Source organism: Micromonospora sp. WMMD967 (genome assembly GCF_029626165.1).
In the GTDB taxonomy this organism is placed as follows: Bacteria; Actinomycetota; Actinomycetes; order Mycobacteriales; family Micromonosporaceae; genus Micromonospora; species Micromonospora taraxaci.
The window spans coordinates 1,851,542-1,867,192 of the sequence record NZ_JARUBK010000001.1; the positions used below are offsets into that span (position 1 = coordinate 1,851,542).

Genomic DNA, 15,651 nt, shown 5'->3' on the forward strand with positions numbered 1-15,651 from the left:
CGGCGCGGTCGCCAGTGGCGTCCGCGTACCCTTGACGCAGGCGTCCAGGTGCCCGCCGGCACCGGGACGCCTTGATCATGAAGGGTGGATCGTGGCGAACATCGTCAATCTGGACCGGGTGTCCAAGGGGTACGGCGCGGCAGGGCGGCTGCTCACGGACGTCTCGCTCGGCCTGGACGACGCCGACCGGATCGGCGTGGTCGGCCTCAACGGTGCCGGCAAGTCCACCCTGCTGCGCCTGCTCACCAAGCAGGAGGGCCCCGACGACGGCCGGGTGACCCACCGTCGCGACCTGCGGGTGCTGTGGCTGCCGCAGCAGCTCGCGCTGGCCCCCGACGCCACCGTCCGGGACGTGGTGCTCGGCACCGCCTGGCTCGACGAGGGCATGGGCGCCGAGCACGAGTGGGCCGGTGACGCCGGTGTGCGTGCCATCCTCGACGGTCTCGGCATGCCGCACCTGGGCCTCGACCAGCCGGTCGGCCCGATGTCCGGTGGCGAACGACGCCGGGTGGCGCTCGCCGCGCTGCTCGTCCGCGACTCCGACCTGCTCATCCTCGACGAGCCCACCAACCACCTCGACGTCGGCGGTGTCGACTGGCTGGCCCGCCACCTGGTCGGCCGCAGGGGCGCGCTCGTGGTGGTCACCCACGACCGGTGGTTCCTCGACGCCGTCTGCACCACCACCTGGGAGGTCGCGGACCAGACCGTTCGGGCCTACGAGGGCGGCTTCGCCGCCTGGACCCTGGCCCGCGCCGAGCGCGAGCGCGTCGCCGCCGCCACGGAGGCCCGCCGGCAGAACCTGCTCCGCAAGGAGATCGCCTGGCTGCGCCGTGGTCCGCCGGCCCGTACCTCCAAGCCCCAGTTCCGTATCGACGCCGCGAACGCGTTGATCGCCGACGTGCCGCCGGCGCGGGACACCATGTCCCTGCAACGCATGGCCGTCTCCCGGCTCGGCAAGCAGGTGTACGAGCTGGAGAACGTGGAGCTGCACGCCGGCCCCAAGGAGATCCTGCGCGACACCACCTGGCTGGTCGGCCCCGGTGACCGGATCGCCATCCTCGGGGCCAACGGCGCCGGCAAGACCACGTTGCTGCGGATGCTCGCCGGCATCACCCGCCCCGACGGTGGCTGTCTCGGCACCGGTTCCACCGTCCGGCCCGCGTTCCTGTCCCAGGAGCTGACCGAGTTGCCCGGGCACCTGCGTGTGCTCGAAGCCGTCGAGGAGGTCGCCCGCCGGGTCCAGCTCGGCGACCGGGAGGTCTCCGCGTCCCAGCTCGCCGAGGTGTTCGGCTTCGACGACCGCCGCCTCTGGACGCCGGTCAGCGACCTCTCCGGTGGGGAACGCCGCCGGTTGCAGATGCTGCGGCTGCTGGCCGGGGAGCCCAACGTCCTGCTCTTCGACGAGCCCACCAACGACCTGGACACCGACACCCTCGCCGCGTTGGAGGATCTGCTCGACTCGTGGCCCGGCACGATCATCGTGGCCAGCCACGACCGTTACCTGATCGAGCGGGTCACCGACACGGCGTACGGCATGTTCGGCGACGGTCGGCTGGTGCACCTGCCGGGCGGTGTGGACGAGTACCTCGCGCGGACCGCCGAGCGGGCCGGCTCACCTCGGGTGGGCGTCTCCTCGACCTCCGCGCCCGCCGCCTCGTCGGGAGCCGGCATGTCCGCCGCCGAGGTCCGCCAGGCCCGCAAGGAGCTGACCCGGCTGGAACGGCAGCTCGGCAAGCTCGACCAGCGCGAGACCACGCTGCTCGATCAGCTGGCGGCGGACGCCACCGACTACGCCCGGGTCGCCGAGTTGGACGCCCAGCTCAAGGATCTGCGCGCCGAACGGGAGCGGATCGAGGAGAGCTGGATGACCCTCGCCGAGGACCTGCCGGAGAGCTGAACGTTCCGGCCGCGCCGGCCCGGGCCCCGTGTGCGGCGTCACACCACCACATGCGAGACAATCGTCGGCGACACCTACCCCACGGCGTTGGAGACACAGACATGGCACACACCCCCGTCAACCACCCCGCGCGGCCGATCTACCGGGCGATCGGCGGGCTGACCGGTCTGTACCTGGTCGTCTTCGGTGTGCTCGGCATCATCGCCAGCACCGGCAACGAGATCCTCGCCCAGGACGACACCCGGGTCCTCGGTCAGGGCACCAACCTCGGCTTCTCGCTGCTCAGCGTGCTGCTCGGGATCGTCGTGCTGGTCGGCACCGTGCTCGGCCGCAACATCGACGTGGCGATCAACCAGTGGCTGGCGTACGCCCTGATGGTGATCGGCCTGGGTGGTCTCGCCTTCATCCGCACCGACGCCAACATCTTCAACTTCAGCATCACCACCGTTGTCGTGGTGCTGACGGCGTCCCTGGTGCTGCTCATGGTCGGCATGTACGGCAAGGTCGGCACGGACGAGGAGGCGGAGGCGTTCCAGAAGGCTCGCCTCGTACTCTGAGGTTTTTCTTCGGTCGCTGTTGGGGTTTTCGCCGGAGTCCGAACTGCTCCGGGCGGTCAGGCTTGATCCCTGCGCAGCTCGGGCTCCGGCGAAAACCTGACCTGGTCCAGCCTTCGGCGGACCCTTTCGGCATTGTGGTTCTTCGGACAGTCGGCTTGGCCTTGGGCGACAATTCCCCTGAAACGGTCATTCAGGGGGTCTCGGGTATGCCGCATTTTCCGGTCAACCATCCGGCACGGCCGCTGTACCGGGTCCTCTCCGGTCTGGTCGGCGTCTACATCCTGGTCTTCGGCGTCTGGGGCGTCGCCGAGACGATCGGTGACCCGCTCTTCGCCCGGAGCAGCACCTGGGCCCTCGGGCTGCGGACCAACCTGGCCTTCTCGCTCGCCTCGGTGGTCTTCGGAATCGTCCTGATCATCGGGGCGTCGCGGCGCAGCAACCTCGGTCACTACATGAATCTGACCGCGGGTGTGGTGTTCCTGGTGACCAGCATCCTGATGATGTCCGTGCTGCAGACCGACGCGAACTTCCTCAACTTCTCGATGTCGACGGTCGTGGTGTCGATGCTGTTCGGCCTGATCCTGTTCGGCACCGGCCTGTACGACAAGGTCGGCCCGGCCGAGCACGCGGAGGCGGAGCTGGAGCGCCGTAAACACCCGGTCGCCGACGCGCACCGCCGCTGAACGGGCGCAGCGGGCGGTGCGTGGTCGGCCGGCTCAACGGCGGCGCGCGGTGATCAGGGTCGGCTTCGCCTCCAGGTGCGACAGCCCGTTCCAGGCCAGGTTGACGAGGTGCGCCGCCACCGTCTCCTTGCGCGGCTTGCGGACCTCCAGCCACCAGCGCCCGGTGAGGGCCACCATGCCGACCAGCGCCTGCGAGTAGAGCTCGGCGAGCTTGGGGTCGTACCCGCGGCTCTTGAACTCGGCGCCCAGGATGTGCTCGACCTGGTGCGCCACGTCGTTCATCACGCTGCTGAAGTTGGCCGTGCCGGACATCAGCGGCGACTCGCGGACCAGGACCCGGAAGCCGCTGGTCTCCTCCTCGATGTAGCCCAGCAGGGCCAGCGCGGCCTGTTCCAACAGCTCCCGGGGATGCCCGGCGGTCAACGCCGTGGTGATCCGGTCCAGGAGGGCGCGGACCTCCCGGTCCACCACCACCGCGTACAGCCCTTCCTTGCCGCCGAAGTGCTCGTATACCACCGGCTTGGAGACCTTGGCGCGAGCGGCGACCTCCTCGATCGAGGTGGCGTCGAAGCCACGCTCGGCGAACAGTTGCCGGCCGGTCGCGATCAACTGCTCCCGTCGCTGGGCCGCCGACATGCGCACCCGGGAGGTGGGTTTGGCCTTGGGCGGGGCCGGCGGGACCGCCCGCCGGCTGCCGACACCGTCACCGTCACTGACCTCGGGCATGTCGCCGCCTCGCTGGCGCTCGGTGACGCCCTGCCGTGGGATGGTGCCTCCGCTGTGCCCGTTCACGTCGTCGCCTCACTGTCGGGCGGTCCGACCCCGCCGCGCCGTCCGACCGTATCCGGATCGAGCCCGGCTCCCCGTCGGCCGAGCCGTCCGGTCCCCCCGCGTGGCTCGGTCATCTGGGCCATCCTGCCAGGCGGCCCTCCGGCGCACCGCCCGGTTTTACCGGGGTGCGACCGGCTTCACCAGCTTCGCGGCGAGGCGTTCCGGCTTCGGCCAGCGCACCTGGGTCGCCGCGCCGACCTTCTCGAAGAGCCAGATCACCCGGGCGGAGATGTCCACCTGGCCGCGCAGGACGCCGTGGCGGGCGCTGGTCGGGTCGGCGTGGTGCAGGTTGTGCCAGCTCTCGCCGAACGACAGGATCGCCAGGGGCCAGAAGTTCGACGCGCGGTCGCCCTGGCGCATCGCGAAGGGTCGCTCACCGTAGACGTGGCAGACCGAGTTGATCGCCCAGGTGACGTGGTGCAGCAGGCCGATCCGGACCAGCCCGGCCCAGAAGAACGCGGTCAGGGCGCCCTGCCAGGACCATGTCACCAGGCCGCCGATCAGCGCCGGGCCGAGCAGGGAGACGGCCACCAGCGCGGGGAAGAGACGGTCGACCCGGCTGATGTCGCGGTCGGCGATGAGGTCCGGTGCGAAACGCTCGCGGTTGGACAGCTCGCGGCGGAACAGCCAGCCCACGTGCGCGTGGAACAGGCCGCGGGTCAACGCCCAGAAGCTGGTGCCGAAGCGCCACGGCGAGTGCGGGTCGCCCTCCAGGTCGGAGAACGCGTGGTGTCGGCGGTGGTCGGCGACCCACTGGATGATTTCGCCCTGCACCGCCAGCGAACCCGCGACCGCCAGCGTCACCCGCAGCCAACGCTTGGCCTTGAACGACCCGTGCGTGAAGTAGCGGTGGAAGCCGACGGTGATGCCGAGCCCGGAGACGACGTACCAGACCAGACCGATGATGACGTCGGTCCAGCCGAGCCAGCCGCCCCAGGCGACCGGCACGGCGACCAGCAGGGCGACGAAGGGGATCACTACGAAGGCCCACAGGGCGGCCAGGATGCCGGGGGACTGGCTGCCGTCGGTGAGGGGTTTGGGGCCGGGCGCGGCGGTGTTGGGATCGAGCAGGGCAGTGGACATGGGACCTCGCAGGGGGATGGTGACGATCACTAAGTTACGCCTACGTCACCGTAACTTACGGCACCGTAGATCGCACGGGGAAGTTTCGAACGACCCTCGGATATCCGCAAGTACCAGCAGGTCAAGGCACTGCGAGCGGTGGTAGGCCGCGGTGTCGCCGCAGGTGCCGGGAGTGCGGAACAGGGGGCGCCGGCGGCTGGCCGGGAAGCGGGTTCGGCGGAGCGGGGCGGAATGAGCGATGGCGTCCGACGCTCGGGACGCTAAGGTGTAGCCGGCGGGGTGCTCGTCCCCCCGGATGCGATGTGCTCGCATCGTTGATCGGCCGTGGTGTAACTGGCAACACCCGGGTCTTTGGTACCCGTATTTCAGGTTCGAACCCTGGCGGCCGAGCTGTCCATCTGCGCCCGTTTTAGGGTCCGGTGGGGGTAAGAGGAAGACGCGACAGACCCCGCAGCTAGCATGGCCGCGAGAGTGTCCGCCGTCCCGACGGGAGCCACGTCGTGCCCCAGCCCCACCTTCGTACCGTCGTCGTACTCGCCGCCGGTGAGGGCAAGCGGATGAAGTCGACACTGCCCAAGGTGCTGCACCCCCTGCTCGGCCGGACGCTGCTCGGTCACGTGCTGAGCGCCGCCGCGCCGCTCGCCGCGGAGCGCACCGTCGTCGTCGTCGGACACGGCGCCGACCAGGTCCGGGGGCACCTCTCCGAGGTCGCACCGGACGCCACGCCCGTGCTCCAGGCCGAGCAGCTCGGCACCGGCCACGCCGTACGCATCGCGCTGGACGCCGTCCCGGACGGAGCCGGCACCGTCGTGGTGATCAACGGGGACGTGCCGCTGCTGCGACCCGAGACGGTGGGCGCGCTGGTGACCGCGCACGAGGAGGCCGCAGCGGCGGCCACCGTGCTCGCCGCCGAGGTGCCCGACCCGACCGGCCTCGGCCGGATCGTCCGCGACGCCGACGGCCGCCTGGAGCAGATCGTCGAGGAGCGGGACGCCGACGCGACGCAGCGGGCGATCCGGGAGATCAACGCCGGCATCTACGCGTTCGACGCGGTGCGACTGCGCGATGCGCTGGGCAAGCTGTCCACCGACAACGACCAGGGCGAGGAGTACCTCACCGACGTCTTCGGCCTGCTCCGCGCGGCCGGCGAGCCGGTCGCGGTGCACGTGGCCGTCGACCACGTCGAGACGTTGGGCTGCAACGACCGGGTGGAGCTGGCGACGCTGCGCCGGCTGCTGCGCGACCGGATCAACGAGGCGTGGATGCGCACCGGGGTGACCCTGCTCGACCCGGCGACCACCTGGATCGACGTGACGGTTGCCCTGGACCGCGACGCCGTGGTCGACCAGAACACCCAGCTGCGCGGGGCCACGGTGGTCGGCGCGGGCGCGCTGGTCGGGCCGGACGTCACGCTCGTCGACACTGTCGTCGGCCCCGCCGCGTCGGTGGTCAGAAGCCACGCCGTCGGCGCCGAGGTGGGAGCCGGCGCCACCGTCGGGCCCTACGCGTACCTGCGGCCGGCCGCACGGCTCGCCGAGAAGGCGAAGGTCGGCACGTTCGTCGAGGTGAAGAACACGCAGATCGGCGCGGGCTCCAAGGTGCCGCACCTGACGTACGTGGGTGACGCGACGATTGGTGAGCACACCAACATCGGCGCGGCGTCGGTCTTCGTGAACTACGACGGGGTGAACAAGCACCACACCGTCATCGGCAGCCACGCCCGCACGGGGGCGGACAACATGTTCGTGGCACCGGTCGAGGTGGGCGACGGCGCGTACACCGCGGCCGGCTCGGTCATCGTCGACGATGTGCCGGCGGGTGCGATGGGCGTCGCCCGGGCCCGCCAGCGCAACATCGAGGGTTGGGTGGTGAAGCGCCGCGCCGGCACGGCAGCGGCCGAGGCGGCGCAGCGGGCCGGCGAGGCGAAGGGTGCGCAGCGAGTCGGCGAGGCGAAGGGTGCGCAGCGAGTCGGCGAGGCGAAGGGTGCGCAGCGAGTCGGCGACGCGAAGGGTGCGTCGGCAGCACCCGGCACCGCAAGCGACAGTGAGGCAATCCACGGCGTGACCGAGACGGTGGGCGGCGCGTCCGGCCCGGGAGATACTGCAACCGAATAGTCCCCGACCCACCACCACCGGGCCGGGTACCGCCGACAAAACGGGAGCAGACGGGCCCATGGGCAGCATCGTCGCCGAAAACCGCAAAAGCCTGATGCTCTTTTCCGGACGTGGCTTTCCGGAGTTGGCCAAGGAGATCGGCGAGGTGCTCGGCGTCGCGCCGACCCCGGCCGACGCGTACGAGTTCGCCAACGGCGAGATCTTCGTACGGTTCAAGGACTCGGTGCGTGGTTCGGACGCCTTCGTGGTGCAGTCCGTCACGCACGGAGTGAACACCTGGGTCATGGAGACCCTGATCATGGTGGACGCGCTGAAGCGGGGGTCGGCGAAGCGGATCACCGTGGTGCTGCCGTTCTACCCGTACGCGCGTCAGGACAAGAAGCACCGGGGCCGGGAGCCGATCTCGGCACGCCTGGTGGCGGACCTGTTGAAGACCGCGGGCGCGAACCGCATCCTCACCGTCGACCTGCACACCGCGCAGATCCAGGGCTTCTTCGACGGCCCGGTGGACCACCTCTTCGCCATGGACATCCTGGCCGAGTACGTGGAGCACAAGTACGCCGGGCGGCCGATGACAGTGGTGGCGCCCGACTCGGGCCGGGTGCGGGTGGCCGAGCGGTGGACCGACCGGCTGGGCGGTTGCCCGCTGGCGTTCATCCACAAGACCCGGGACCCGATGAAGCCGAACCAGGTCGTGGCCAACCGGGTGGTCGGCGAGGTGGAGGGTCGGGTCTGCCTGATCGTCGACGACATGATCGACACCGGTGGCACGATCGCCAAGGCCGCCGACATCCTCAAGGAGCAGGGCGCGGCGGAGATCGTTGTCGCGTCCACCCACGCTCTGCTGTCCGACCCGGCCACCGAGCGGCTGAAGAACAGCTCGATCAGCGAGATCGTGGTGACCAACACGTTGCCGCTCCCGCCGGAGAAGCAGTTGGACAAGCTGACGGTGCTGTCGATCGCGCCGCTGCTGGCGCGGGCGATCCGGGAGGTCTTCGACGACGGTTCGGTGACCACCCTCTTCGGTGGCCTGAGCTGACCGTCCAGCCCCGTTTCCGCCACTTGGCATGCCGGTGGGGGCGGGGCTGTCAAACTGGTGGAAACGGGGCCGGCGCGTTGGTGGGAGCACCACCGACGCGCCGGTCTGGAGCCGTGAACGGGGACTGCCGCAAACCCTGGAAACAGCTCGGGTAGACTGGTGCGGTTGCCACGGCGAGGGTGCCCGGCGGGCCGCTGAAAAGCGCCGCACGGAGGCACCGTCATCGACGCGGTGCTCCGGGCAGTCGTTCAAGACGCATGAGCCCCAGCGAGCCCCTCGCCCCAGCACCGCCAGACGACAAGCCGCCGCAGCGAAAAGCATCAGGAGTTTCCCCGTGTCCGAGGTAAAGATCAGCGCCGAGCCCCGCACCGAGTTCGGCAAGGGTGGTGCCCGTCGTACCCGCCGGGCCGGCAAGGTGCCCGCCGTGCTGTACGGCCACGGCGAGAAGCCCAAGCACATCGCGCTGCCGTCGCGGGAGTTCGCCGCCGCGATCCGCAAGGGTGGTGCCAACCAGCTCTTCGCGATCGACATCACCGACGGCACCCAGGTGCTGGCGCTGCCGAAGGCGATCCAGCGCGACCCGATCCGGGACACCTTCGAGCACGTCGACCTGCTCCTGGTGCGCCGGGGCGAGAAGGTCACCGTCGAGGTTCCGGTCCAGCTGACCGGCGAGGCCGCGCGGGACACCCTGATCGTGCACGACCACGACACCCTCTCGGTGACCGCCGACGCCACCAAGGTTCCGGACCACCTCGAGGCCTCGATCGAGGGCCTGGAGGCGGGCACCCTGGTGACCGCCGGTGACGTCGAGCTGCCGTCCGGCGTCGAGCTGGCCGCCGACTCCGACCTCACCGTCGCGTCGGTGACCGCCGCCCCCACCGCCGAGCAGCTCGAGGCGACGCTGCCCGAGGTCGAGGTTGCCACCGACGAGGCCGAGGCCGAGGTCGGCGAGACCACCGAGGGCTCCGAGGACGCGGACGCCCCGGCCGCCGAGGGCGACGAGAACTCCGAGGCGCGCACCGAAGCCTGATCGGTTCGTACTCTGCGACAGGCGTCCCCGGATGGTCGGGGGCGCCTGTCGGCGTATCGGGAGACGGTGGATGGGCGTCGGGAGGGACAGGTCGTGACGGACGAGGCGGGGCCGTGGCTGGTGGTCGGCCTGGGCAACCCCGGTCGGGAGTACGCCGGGAACCGGCACAACGTCGGCTTCATGGTGGCCGACCTGCTGGCCGGCCGGGTCGGCGCCCGGTTCGGGCGGCACAAGCGGGCGGTGGCCGAGGTGGCCGAGGCGCGGCTGGGGTTCGGTGGACCAAAGCTGGTGCTGGTGAAGCCACTGACGTACATGAACCTGTCCGGTGGGCCGGTGGCGGCCCTGGCGCAGTTCTACAAGGTGCCGGCGGCGCAGGTGATCGCGGTGCACGACGAGCTGGACATCTCGTACGGCCAGGTGCGGGTGAAGTTCGGCGGCGGCGAGGGTGGGCACAACGGCCTGCGGTCGATGTCGAAGTCGTTGGGCACGAAGGACTACGCGCGGGTGCGATTCGGCGTCGGCCGACCGCCGGGGCGGCAGGATCCGGCGGATTACGTGCTGTCGGATTTCGGCGCGGCCGAGCGTAAGGAGCTGGATTTCCTGGTGGACCGGGCCGCCGACGTGGTGGAGTCGGTGATCGTCAAGGGCGTGGAGCCCACACAGAACCTGTACCACGGCAGTTGAGACCGGGTCGAAAGGCCCGACTCGGGGCCTCTTGACCGGGTCTGGCCGGGCGAGGCGTACCGGATCGGAAACGGTGGGCCGGTAGTCTGCGCCTTTCGGCGGGCCGCGACCGGCGACGCGGGTCGCGGCGGATCGGCCTGTGCGGGCACGGGTCGCGGCGAGGCGACGGGAGCGGGCAGATGAGCAGTCCTCCGATGATCGATGGCGCGTTCGCCCGATGGCTGGCGTCCCGGGCCGGGCAGGCGTTGCTCGACCTGCGCACGGAGATGGGTTTCGCGGACTCCGGCGCGCTGAAGTCGGCCGGGGACAAGGTGTCGCACGACCTGATTCGCACGGAGCTGGCGAAGTGGCGACCGGGCGACGCCGTGCTCTCCGAGGAGGACGAGGGCTCGCGGTTGGCCTGGGCGGCCGAGGTGAACACCGGGGCGGTGTCGCGGTTGACCGCCGACCGGGTGTGGATCATCGATCCGTTGGACGGCACCCGGGAGTTCTCCGAGGAGGGCCGCTCGGACTGGGCGGTGCACGTGGCGCTCTGGGCGCGTAACGCGCCGAGCCCGCACGGGCTGGTCGCCGGGGCGGTCGGCCTGCCGGCGCAGCACCGGGTGCTGGGGACCGACTACCCGCCGGCGTACCCGCCGATGACCGTGGAGGCGGCGACGGCCGGCGAGCGGAAGATCCGCCTGGCGGCGAGCCGGAGCCGGCCGCCCGTCTTCCTCACCGACCTGGCCGAGGACGTCGGGGCGCACCTGGTGCCGATGGGTTCGGCCGGAGCGAAGATCGCTGCCGTGGTCACCGGCGAGGTCGACGCGTACATCCACGCCGGTGGGCAGTACGAGTGGGACTCTGCCGCCCCGGTCGCTGTGGCGACGGCCACCGGACTACACGCTTCCCGGATCGACGGATCTGCGCTGAGATACAACGAGGCGGATCCGCGCCTGCCGGACCTCCTGGTCTGCCGCAAGGATCTCGCCACCCGGTTGCTTGCAGCGCTGCAGAGACATTCCGGGTAGCCTGAGCGCACTTTCTTGACATGTCCGACCGGAAAGGTCTGGAAATCGGATGAGCGAGCGAATCGAGTCGGTGTCATGACCACCCCGGCGGCGTACCGGGTCTCCCACCTGGACGCCCTCGAGGCGGAGAGCATCTTCGTGATGCGCGAGGTGGTCGCCGAGATGGAACGCCCGGTGCTGCTCTTCTCCGGCGGCAAGGACTCGATCGTCATGCTGCGGCTGGCGCAGAAGGCCTTCGCCCCGGCCAACATCCCCTTCCCGGTCATGCACGTCGACACCGGGCACAACTTCCCCGAGGTTCTGGAATACCGCGACCAGCGAGTCGCCGAGTTGGGGTTGCAGCTCGTGATCGCGAGCGTGCCGGAAGCCCTGGCGAGCGGGATGGTCCGGGAGTCCGGCGACGGCATGCGCAACCGGATCCAGACGCCGGTGCTGTTGGACGCCGTGGAGAAGCACCGCTTCGACGCGCTCTTCGGTGGGGCTCGCCGGGACGAGGAGAAGGCCCGCGCGAAGGAGCGGGTCTTCAGCTTCCGTGATGAGTTCGGCCAGTGGGACCCGAAGAACCAGCGGCCGGAACTGTGGTCGCTGTACAACGGCCGGCACCACCCCGGCGAGTCGATCCGGGTCTTCCCGCTGTCCAACTGGACCGAGCTGGACGTCTGGCACTACATCGCCAGGGAACGCATCCCGCTGCCCTCGATCTACTATGCGCACGAGCGTGAGGTGATCGAGCGGGACGGCATGCTGTACGCGGTCAACGAGTTCTTCCGTCCGCGGGCGGGCGAGGAGCGGTTCAAGGAGCAGGTGCGCTACCGCACCGTCGGCGACGCCTCCTGCACCGCCGCCGTCCGTTCTGACGCGGACACCGTGGAGAAGGTCATCGAGGAGGTGGCGGCCACCCGGATCACCGAGCGCGGCGCCACCCGTGGTGACGACCGGGTCAGCGAGGCCGCCATGGAGGACCGCAAGCGGGAGGGCTACTTCTGATGACCACCGAGACCATGGCGAATGCGGAGGACCGGGCTGCCACCGGGGCCGGGCCGGAGGCCCGGGCGATGGACCTGCTGCGGTTCGCCACCGCCGGCAGCGTGGACGACGGCAAGTCGACCCTGATCGGTCGGCTGCTCTACGACACCAAGTCGCTCTTCACCGACCAGTTGGCGGCGGTGGAGGCGGTCAGCGCCGCCCGCGGTGACGAATACACAAACCTGGCGCTGCTCACCGACGGCCTGCGTGCCGAACGGGAGCAGGGCATCACCATCGACGTGGCGTACCGCTACTTCGCCACCCCACGGCGCAAGTTCATCATCGCCGACACCCCCGGGCACATCCAGTACACCCGGAACATGGTCACCGGGGCGTCCACCGCCGACCTGGCGTTGATCCTGGTGGACGCGCGCAAGGGCCTGGTCGAGCAGTCCCGCCGGCACGCGTTCCTGTGCTCCCTGCTGCGGGTGCCGCACCTGGTCCTCTGTGTCAACAAGATGGACCTGGTGGACTGGTCGCAGGAGGTCTACGAGCAGATCGCCGACGAGTTCACCGCGTTCGCCGCGAAACTCGACGTACCCGACCTGACCGTGGTGCCGATCTCCGCGCTGCGCGGTGACAACATCGTCGCCCGGTCGGAGAACATGCCGTGGTACGAGGGCCCGTCGCTGCTGCACCACCTGGAGCGGGTGCACATCGCCAGCGACCGCAACCTGGTCGACGTCCGGTTCCCGGTGCAGTACGTGATCCGTCCGCAGTCGACAACCGTGACCGACTACCGCGGCTACGCCGGCCAGGTCGCCTCCGGCGTGCTCAAGCCGGGTGACGAGGTGATGGTGCTGCCGTCCGGCTTCACCAGCCGGATCGCCGCCGTGGAGACCGCCGACGGTCCGGTCGCGGAGGCGTTCCCGCCGATGTCGGTGACGGTACGACTGGCCGACGAGATCGACATCTCCCGGGGTGACCTGATCTGCCGGCCGAACAACGCACCGGCGGTCGCCCAGGACATCGAGGCGATGGTCTGCTGGATGGACGAGACGGCCCCGCTGCGGGTCGGCGGTCGGTACGCGATCAAGCACACCACCCGCTCGGCGCGGGCGATCGTGCGTGGGCTGCACTACCGGTTGGACATCAACTCGCTGCACCGCGACGAGTCGGCCGACGAGCTGCGACTCAACGAGATCGGTCGGGTGCGGCTGCGGACGACGGTGCCGCTGCTGGCCGACGAATACCGGCGCAACCGCACCACCGGTGGTTTCGTCATCATCGACGAGACCACCAACCGCACGGTGGGCGCCGCCATGATCGTCGAAGCCGGCTAACCCCCACCCCCGCCCGGTTCAAGGCTCCCGCCCGGCCCCGGCCCGCCCCGTGATCAAGAGGTTTGCGTCAATTCGAGCCGGAATTCTGACGCAAACCTCTTGATCACCTGCGGCAGGTCAGGGTCAGGGTCAGGGTCAGGGGAGGCGGGTGGCGCCGGGGGAGGGTAGGACGGTCACGGTGCCGGGGGTGGTGAAGCCTCGTTCGGCGTACGCGGCCCGGACGGCGGCGGCGACCTCGTCGGCGCGGTCCACCTCGACCAGGGCGAGGACACAGCCTCCGAAACCGCCGCCGGTCATCCGTGCGCCCAACGCGCCGGCCGCCAACGCCGCCTCGACCGCGGTGTCGATCTCCGGCACGGTGATCTCGAAGTCGTCGCGCATCGAGACGTGCGAGGCCGTGAGCAGCGGGCCGATGTCACGGACCCGGGCGGCGCGGAGCAGCGCCACAGTGTCCAGCACACGCTGGTCCTCGGTCACCACGTGCCGGACCCGTCGCCTGGTCTCGTCGTCGTCGAGCTGTGCCAGCGCGGCGTCGAGCTGGTCGACGCCGACGTCCCGCAGCGCGGCGACGCCGAGGGCGCTCGCCCCGGCCTCGCAGGAGCGGCGGCGGGCAGCGTATTCGCCGTCCGCGTGCCGGTGCGGCGCTCGGCTGTCGACGACCAGAACCGCCAGCCCGGCGGCGTCCAGGTCGAACGGGATGTGCTCGACCGACTCGTCGCGGCAGTCCAGGAAGAGGGCGTGCCCGGCGCGGCAGCGGATCACCGCGGACTGGTCCATGATGCCGGTCGGCGCACCGACGTAGACGTTCTCCGCCCGCTGTGCCAGCCGGGGCTGCCGCTCCGGGGCCAGCTCCAGCCCACCGAGGTCGAGCAGGGCGGCCAGCACTGCCGACTCCAGTGCGGCCGACGAGGAGAGCCCGGAGCCCAGTGGAACGTCGGAGGCGATCGCCAGCCGGGCGCCCGGCACCTGGTGGCCCGCCTCGCGGAGCGCCCAGACCACCCCGGCGACGTACGCGCCCCAGCCGGTCACCCGTCCTGGCTCGGCGACGTCGTCCGCGCCGAAGGTGATGGTCTCGTCGGAGAGCTCGGACCAGACCGTCCACTGTTCGCCGTCCTGCCGGTCGGCGGCGACCACCGTCCGCAGCGGCAGGGCGAAGGGCAGCACGAACCCCTCGTTGTAGTCGGTGTGCTCCCCGATCAGGTTCACCCGGCCGGGAGCCGCCCAGCGGCCGGCCGCCTCGCCGCCGTACTGGTTGGTGAAACCCTCGGCGGCCCGTGCGACGACGTCGCCGTTCGGGCTGGTCATGACTGCCCCAGGATGTGCTTGCCGTAGAAGGCCCAGGCGTCGCCGACCATGTCGTGCAGGGTCGGCTTCTGCGGCGTCCAGCCCAGCTCGTCGTGGGCCAGCGCGGAGGAGGCGACCAACTCGGCGGGGTCGCCCTCGCGGCGTGGCGCCACCTCGACCGGCACGGGTCGCCCGGTGACCTCGCGGACCACGTCGACGACCTGGCGGTTGCTGAAGCCGTTGCCGTTGCCGAGGTTGTAGATGCGGTGCTGGCCAGCGGTCGCGGCGTCCAACGCCAGCAGGTGCGCCCGGGCGAGGTCGGCGACGTGGATGTAGTCGCGGACGCAGGTGCCGTCGACGGTCGGGTAGTCGTCGCCGAAGAGCTGGAGTTTCTCCCGCCGACCGGCGGCGACCTCCAGCGCGATCGGGATCAGGTGCGTCTCCGGGTCGTGGCGTTCACCCAGCGAGACCTCACCGTCGAGGTGCGCGCCGGCGACGTTGAAGTAGCGCAGCGAGACGGCGGCGAGCCCGTGCGCGACGGCCTCGGAGGTGAGCGCCATGTCGGCGGCGAGTTTGGTGGCGCCGTACGTGTTGGTGGGTGCCTTGACCGCCGTCTCGGGGATGGGCAGCTCGGTGGGGTTGCCGTAGACGGCGGCGGTGGAGGAGAAGACCATCCGCGGCACCCTGGCGGCGCGGACCGCGTCGATCAGGGCGAGCGTGCCGACCGTGTTGTTCTGCCAGTACAGCTCCGGCTTGACCATCGACTCGCCGGCGGCGATCAGGGCGGCGAAGTGCAGCACCCCGTCGAAGCCGGCGTCCGCGGTGACGATGCGGGCGGCCTCGTGGATGGGCGCCTCGACGTGGGTCGCGTCCGGGGCGAGCGCCTCCCGGTGCCCGGTGCGGAGGTCGTCCAGAACGACCACCTGGTGGCCCGCGTCGAGCAGCATCCGGGTCACCACGCTGCCGATGAAGCCGGCGCCCCCGGTGACGAGCAGTTTCACGTCGTTGCCTCCCTGCCTGGCCCGCCCGGGACGTGGCCCTTCGGTGATCACCCTAAGGCGGTGGTCGACATCGTCGCCGACACCGCCAGCATCCCTATCTCACCATAATCTCTCACGATTAAACAGAGC

14 protein-coding genes and 1 tRNA gene are annotated in these 15,651 nt (G+C 70.6%); 11 read left to right on the forward strand and 4 right to left on the reverse strand.

Annotation, left to right across the window (positions count from 1 at the left end; all coding sequences use genetic code 11):
* Positions 1–91 precede the first annotated feature (91 nt).
* The 3 genes from O7631_RS08820 to O7631_RS08830 all read left to right on the forward strand — a co-directional run bounded on the left by O7631_RS08820 (position 92) and on the right by O7631_RS08830 (position 3,137).
* The gene (locus O7631_RS08820; protein ID WP_278143821.1) at positions 92–1,897 is read left to right on the forward strand and encodes an ABC-F family ATP-binding cassette domain-containing protein; all 1,806 of its coding nucleotides are present in this window, start codon (positions 92–94) and stop codon (positions 1,895–1,897) included.
* A gap of 101 nt (positions 1,898–1,998) precedes the next feature.
* Positions 1,999–2,454, forward strand: coding sequence for a DUF4383 domain-containing protein (locus O7631_RS08825; RefSeq protein WP_278143822.1), 456 nt, complete (start codon positions 1,999–2,001; stop codon positions 2,452–2,454).
* Between the two features lie 206 nt (positions 2,455–2,660).
* Positions 2,661–3,137: a DUF4383 domain-containing protein gene (locus O7631_RS08830; RefSeq protein ID WP_269681210.1), complete on the forward strand. Its 477-nt coding sequence runs from the start codon at positions 2,661–2,663 to the stop codon at positions 3,135–3,137.
* Positions 3,138–3,170: 33 nt separating this feature from the next.
* Here the strand turns inward: O7631_RS08830 and O7631_RS08835 are convergent, their stop codons facing one another.
* Complete coding sequence (locus O7631_RS08835) at positions 3,171–3,863, reverse strand: TetR/AcrR family transcriptional regulator (protein ID WP_278147885.1); 693 nt, start codon at positions 3,861–3,863, stop codon at positions 3,171–3,173.
* A 222-nt stretch (positions 3,864–4,085) separates the two neighbouring features.
* Positions 4,086–5,051, reverse strand: a complete 966-nt coding sequence (locus O7631_RS08840) for an acyl-CoA desaturase (protein WP_278143823.1) — start codon at positions 5,049–5,051, stop codon at positions 4,086–4,088.
* 318 nt (positions 5,052–5,369) lie between these two features.
* Here O7631_RS08840 and O7631_RS08845 point away from each other — a divergent pair.
* The 8 genes from O7631_RS08845 (at position 5,370) to O7631_RS08880 (ending at position 13,237) form a co-directional block, all read left to right on the forward strand.
* A tRNA-Gln gene (locus tag O7631_RS08845) sits at positions 5,370–5,441 on the forward strand.
* Between the two features lie 110 nt (positions 5,442–5,551).
* The gene (gene glmU / locus O7631_RS08850; protein WP_347403498.1) at positions 5,552–7,165 is read left to right on the forward strand and encodes a bifunctional UDP-N-acetylglucosamine diphosphorylase/glucosamine-1-phosphate N-acetyltransferase GlmU; all 1,614 of its coding nucleotides are present in this window, start codon (positions 5,552–5,554) and stop codon (positions 7,163–7,165) included.
* A gap of 58 nt (positions 7,166–7,223) precedes the next feature.
* Positions 7,224–8,204, forward strand: coding sequence for a ribose-phosphate diphosphokinase (locus tag O7631_RS08855; protein WP_278143824.1), 981 nt, complete (start codon positions 7,224–7,226; stop codon positions 8,202–8,204).
* A gap of 334 nt (positions 8,205–8,538) precedes the next feature.
* Positions 8,539–9,234 carry a 50S ribosomal protein L25/general stress protein Ctc gene (locus O7631_RS08860; RefSeq protein ID WP_278143825.1) on the forward strand — a complete coding sequence of 232 codons (696 nt, stop codon included), beginning with the start codon at positions 8,539–8,541 and terminating at the stop codon, positions 9,232–9,234.
* Between the two features lie 93 nt (positions 9,235–9,327).
* The gene (pth, locus tag O7631_RS08865) at positions 9,328–9,918 is read left to right on the forward strand and encodes an aminoacyl-tRNA hydrolase (protein ID WP_278143826.1); all 591 of its coding nucleotides are present in this window, start codon (positions 9,328–9,330) and stop codon (positions 9,916–9,918) included.
* A gap of 179 nt (positions 9,919–10,097) precedes the next feature.
* Positions 10,098–10,928, forward strand: coding sequence for an inositol monophosphatase family protein (locus tag O7631_RS08870; protein WP_088986426.1), 831 nt, complete (start codon positions 10,098–10,100; stop codon positions 10,926–10,928).
* Between the two features lie 75 nt (positions 10,929–11,003).
* On the forward strand, positions 11,004–11,915 hold the full coding sequence (gene cysD, locus O7631_RS08875; RefSeq protein WP_269681206.1) for a sulfate adenylyltransferase subunit CysD: 912 nt from the start codon (positions 11,004–11,006) through the stop codon (positions 11,913–11,915).
* Complete coding sequence (locus O7631_RS08880) at positions 11,915–13,237, forward strand: GTP-binding protein (RefSeq protein WP_278143827.1); 1,323 nt, start codon at positions 11,915–11,917, stop codon at positions 13,235–13,237. Before cysD ends, O7631_RS08880 begins: the two co-directional genes overlap by 1 nt.
* A gap of 135 nt (positions 13,238–13,372) precedes the next feature.
* Here O7631_RS08880 and galK read toward each other — a convergent pair whose 3' ends face one another.
* Positions 13,373–14,542 (reverse strand): galactokinase, encoded by a 1,170-nt coding sequence (gene galK / locus O7631_RS08885; protein WP_278143828.1) that lies wholly within the window; start codon positions 14,540–14,542, stop codon positions 13,373–13,375.
* Complete coding sequence (galE, locus tag O7631_RS08890; protein ID WP_278143829.1) at positions 14,539–15,522, reverse strand: UDP-glucose 4-epimerase GalE; 984 nt, start codon at positions 15,520–15,522, stop codon at positions 14,539–14,541. The genes galK and galE overlap by 4 nt, the downstream gene beginning before the upstream one ends.
* Between the last annotated feature and the right edge of the window lie 129 nt (positions 15,523–15,651).

Excerpts from the sequence above, each read along its gene's own strand:
- O7631_RS08855 (WP_278143824.1), top strand. The coding sequence starts at position 7,224 with ATGGGCAGCATCGTCGCCGAAAACCGCAAAAGCCTGATGCTCTTTTCC.
- cysD (WP_269681206.1), top strand. The coding sequence starts at position 11,004 with ATGACCACCCCGGCGGCGTACCGGGTCTCCCACCTGGACGCCCTCGAG.
- O7631_RS08830 (WP_269681210.1), top strand. The coding sequence starts at position 2,661 with ATGCCGCATTTTCCGGTCAACCATCCGGCACGGCCGCTGTACCGGGTC.
- O7631_RS08870 (WP_088986426.1), top strand. The coding sequence starts at position 10,098 with ATGAGCAGTCCTCCGATGATCGATGGCGCGTTCGCCCGATGGCTGGCG.
- O7631_RS08835 (WP_278147885.1), bottom strand. The coding sequence starts at position 3,863 with ATGCCCGAGGTCAGTGACGGTGACGGTGTCGGCAGCCGGCGGGCGGTC.
- O7631_RS08825 (WP_278143822.1), top strand. The coding sequence starts at position 1,999 with ATGGCACACACCCCCGTCAACCACCCCGCGCGGCCGATCTACCGGGCG.
- O7631_RS08840 (WP_278143823.1), bottom strand. The coding sequence starts at position 5,051 with ATGTCCACTGCCCTGCTCGATCCCAACACCGCCGCGCCCGGCCCCAAA.
- galK (WP_278143828.1), bottom strand. The coding sequence starts at position 14,542 with ATGACCAGCCCGAACGGCGACGTCGTCGCACGGGCCGCCGAGGGTTTC.
- O7631_RS08880 (WP_278143827.1), top strand. The coding sequence starts at position 11,915 with ATGACCACCGAGACCATGGCGAATGCGGAGGACCGGGCTGCCACCGGG.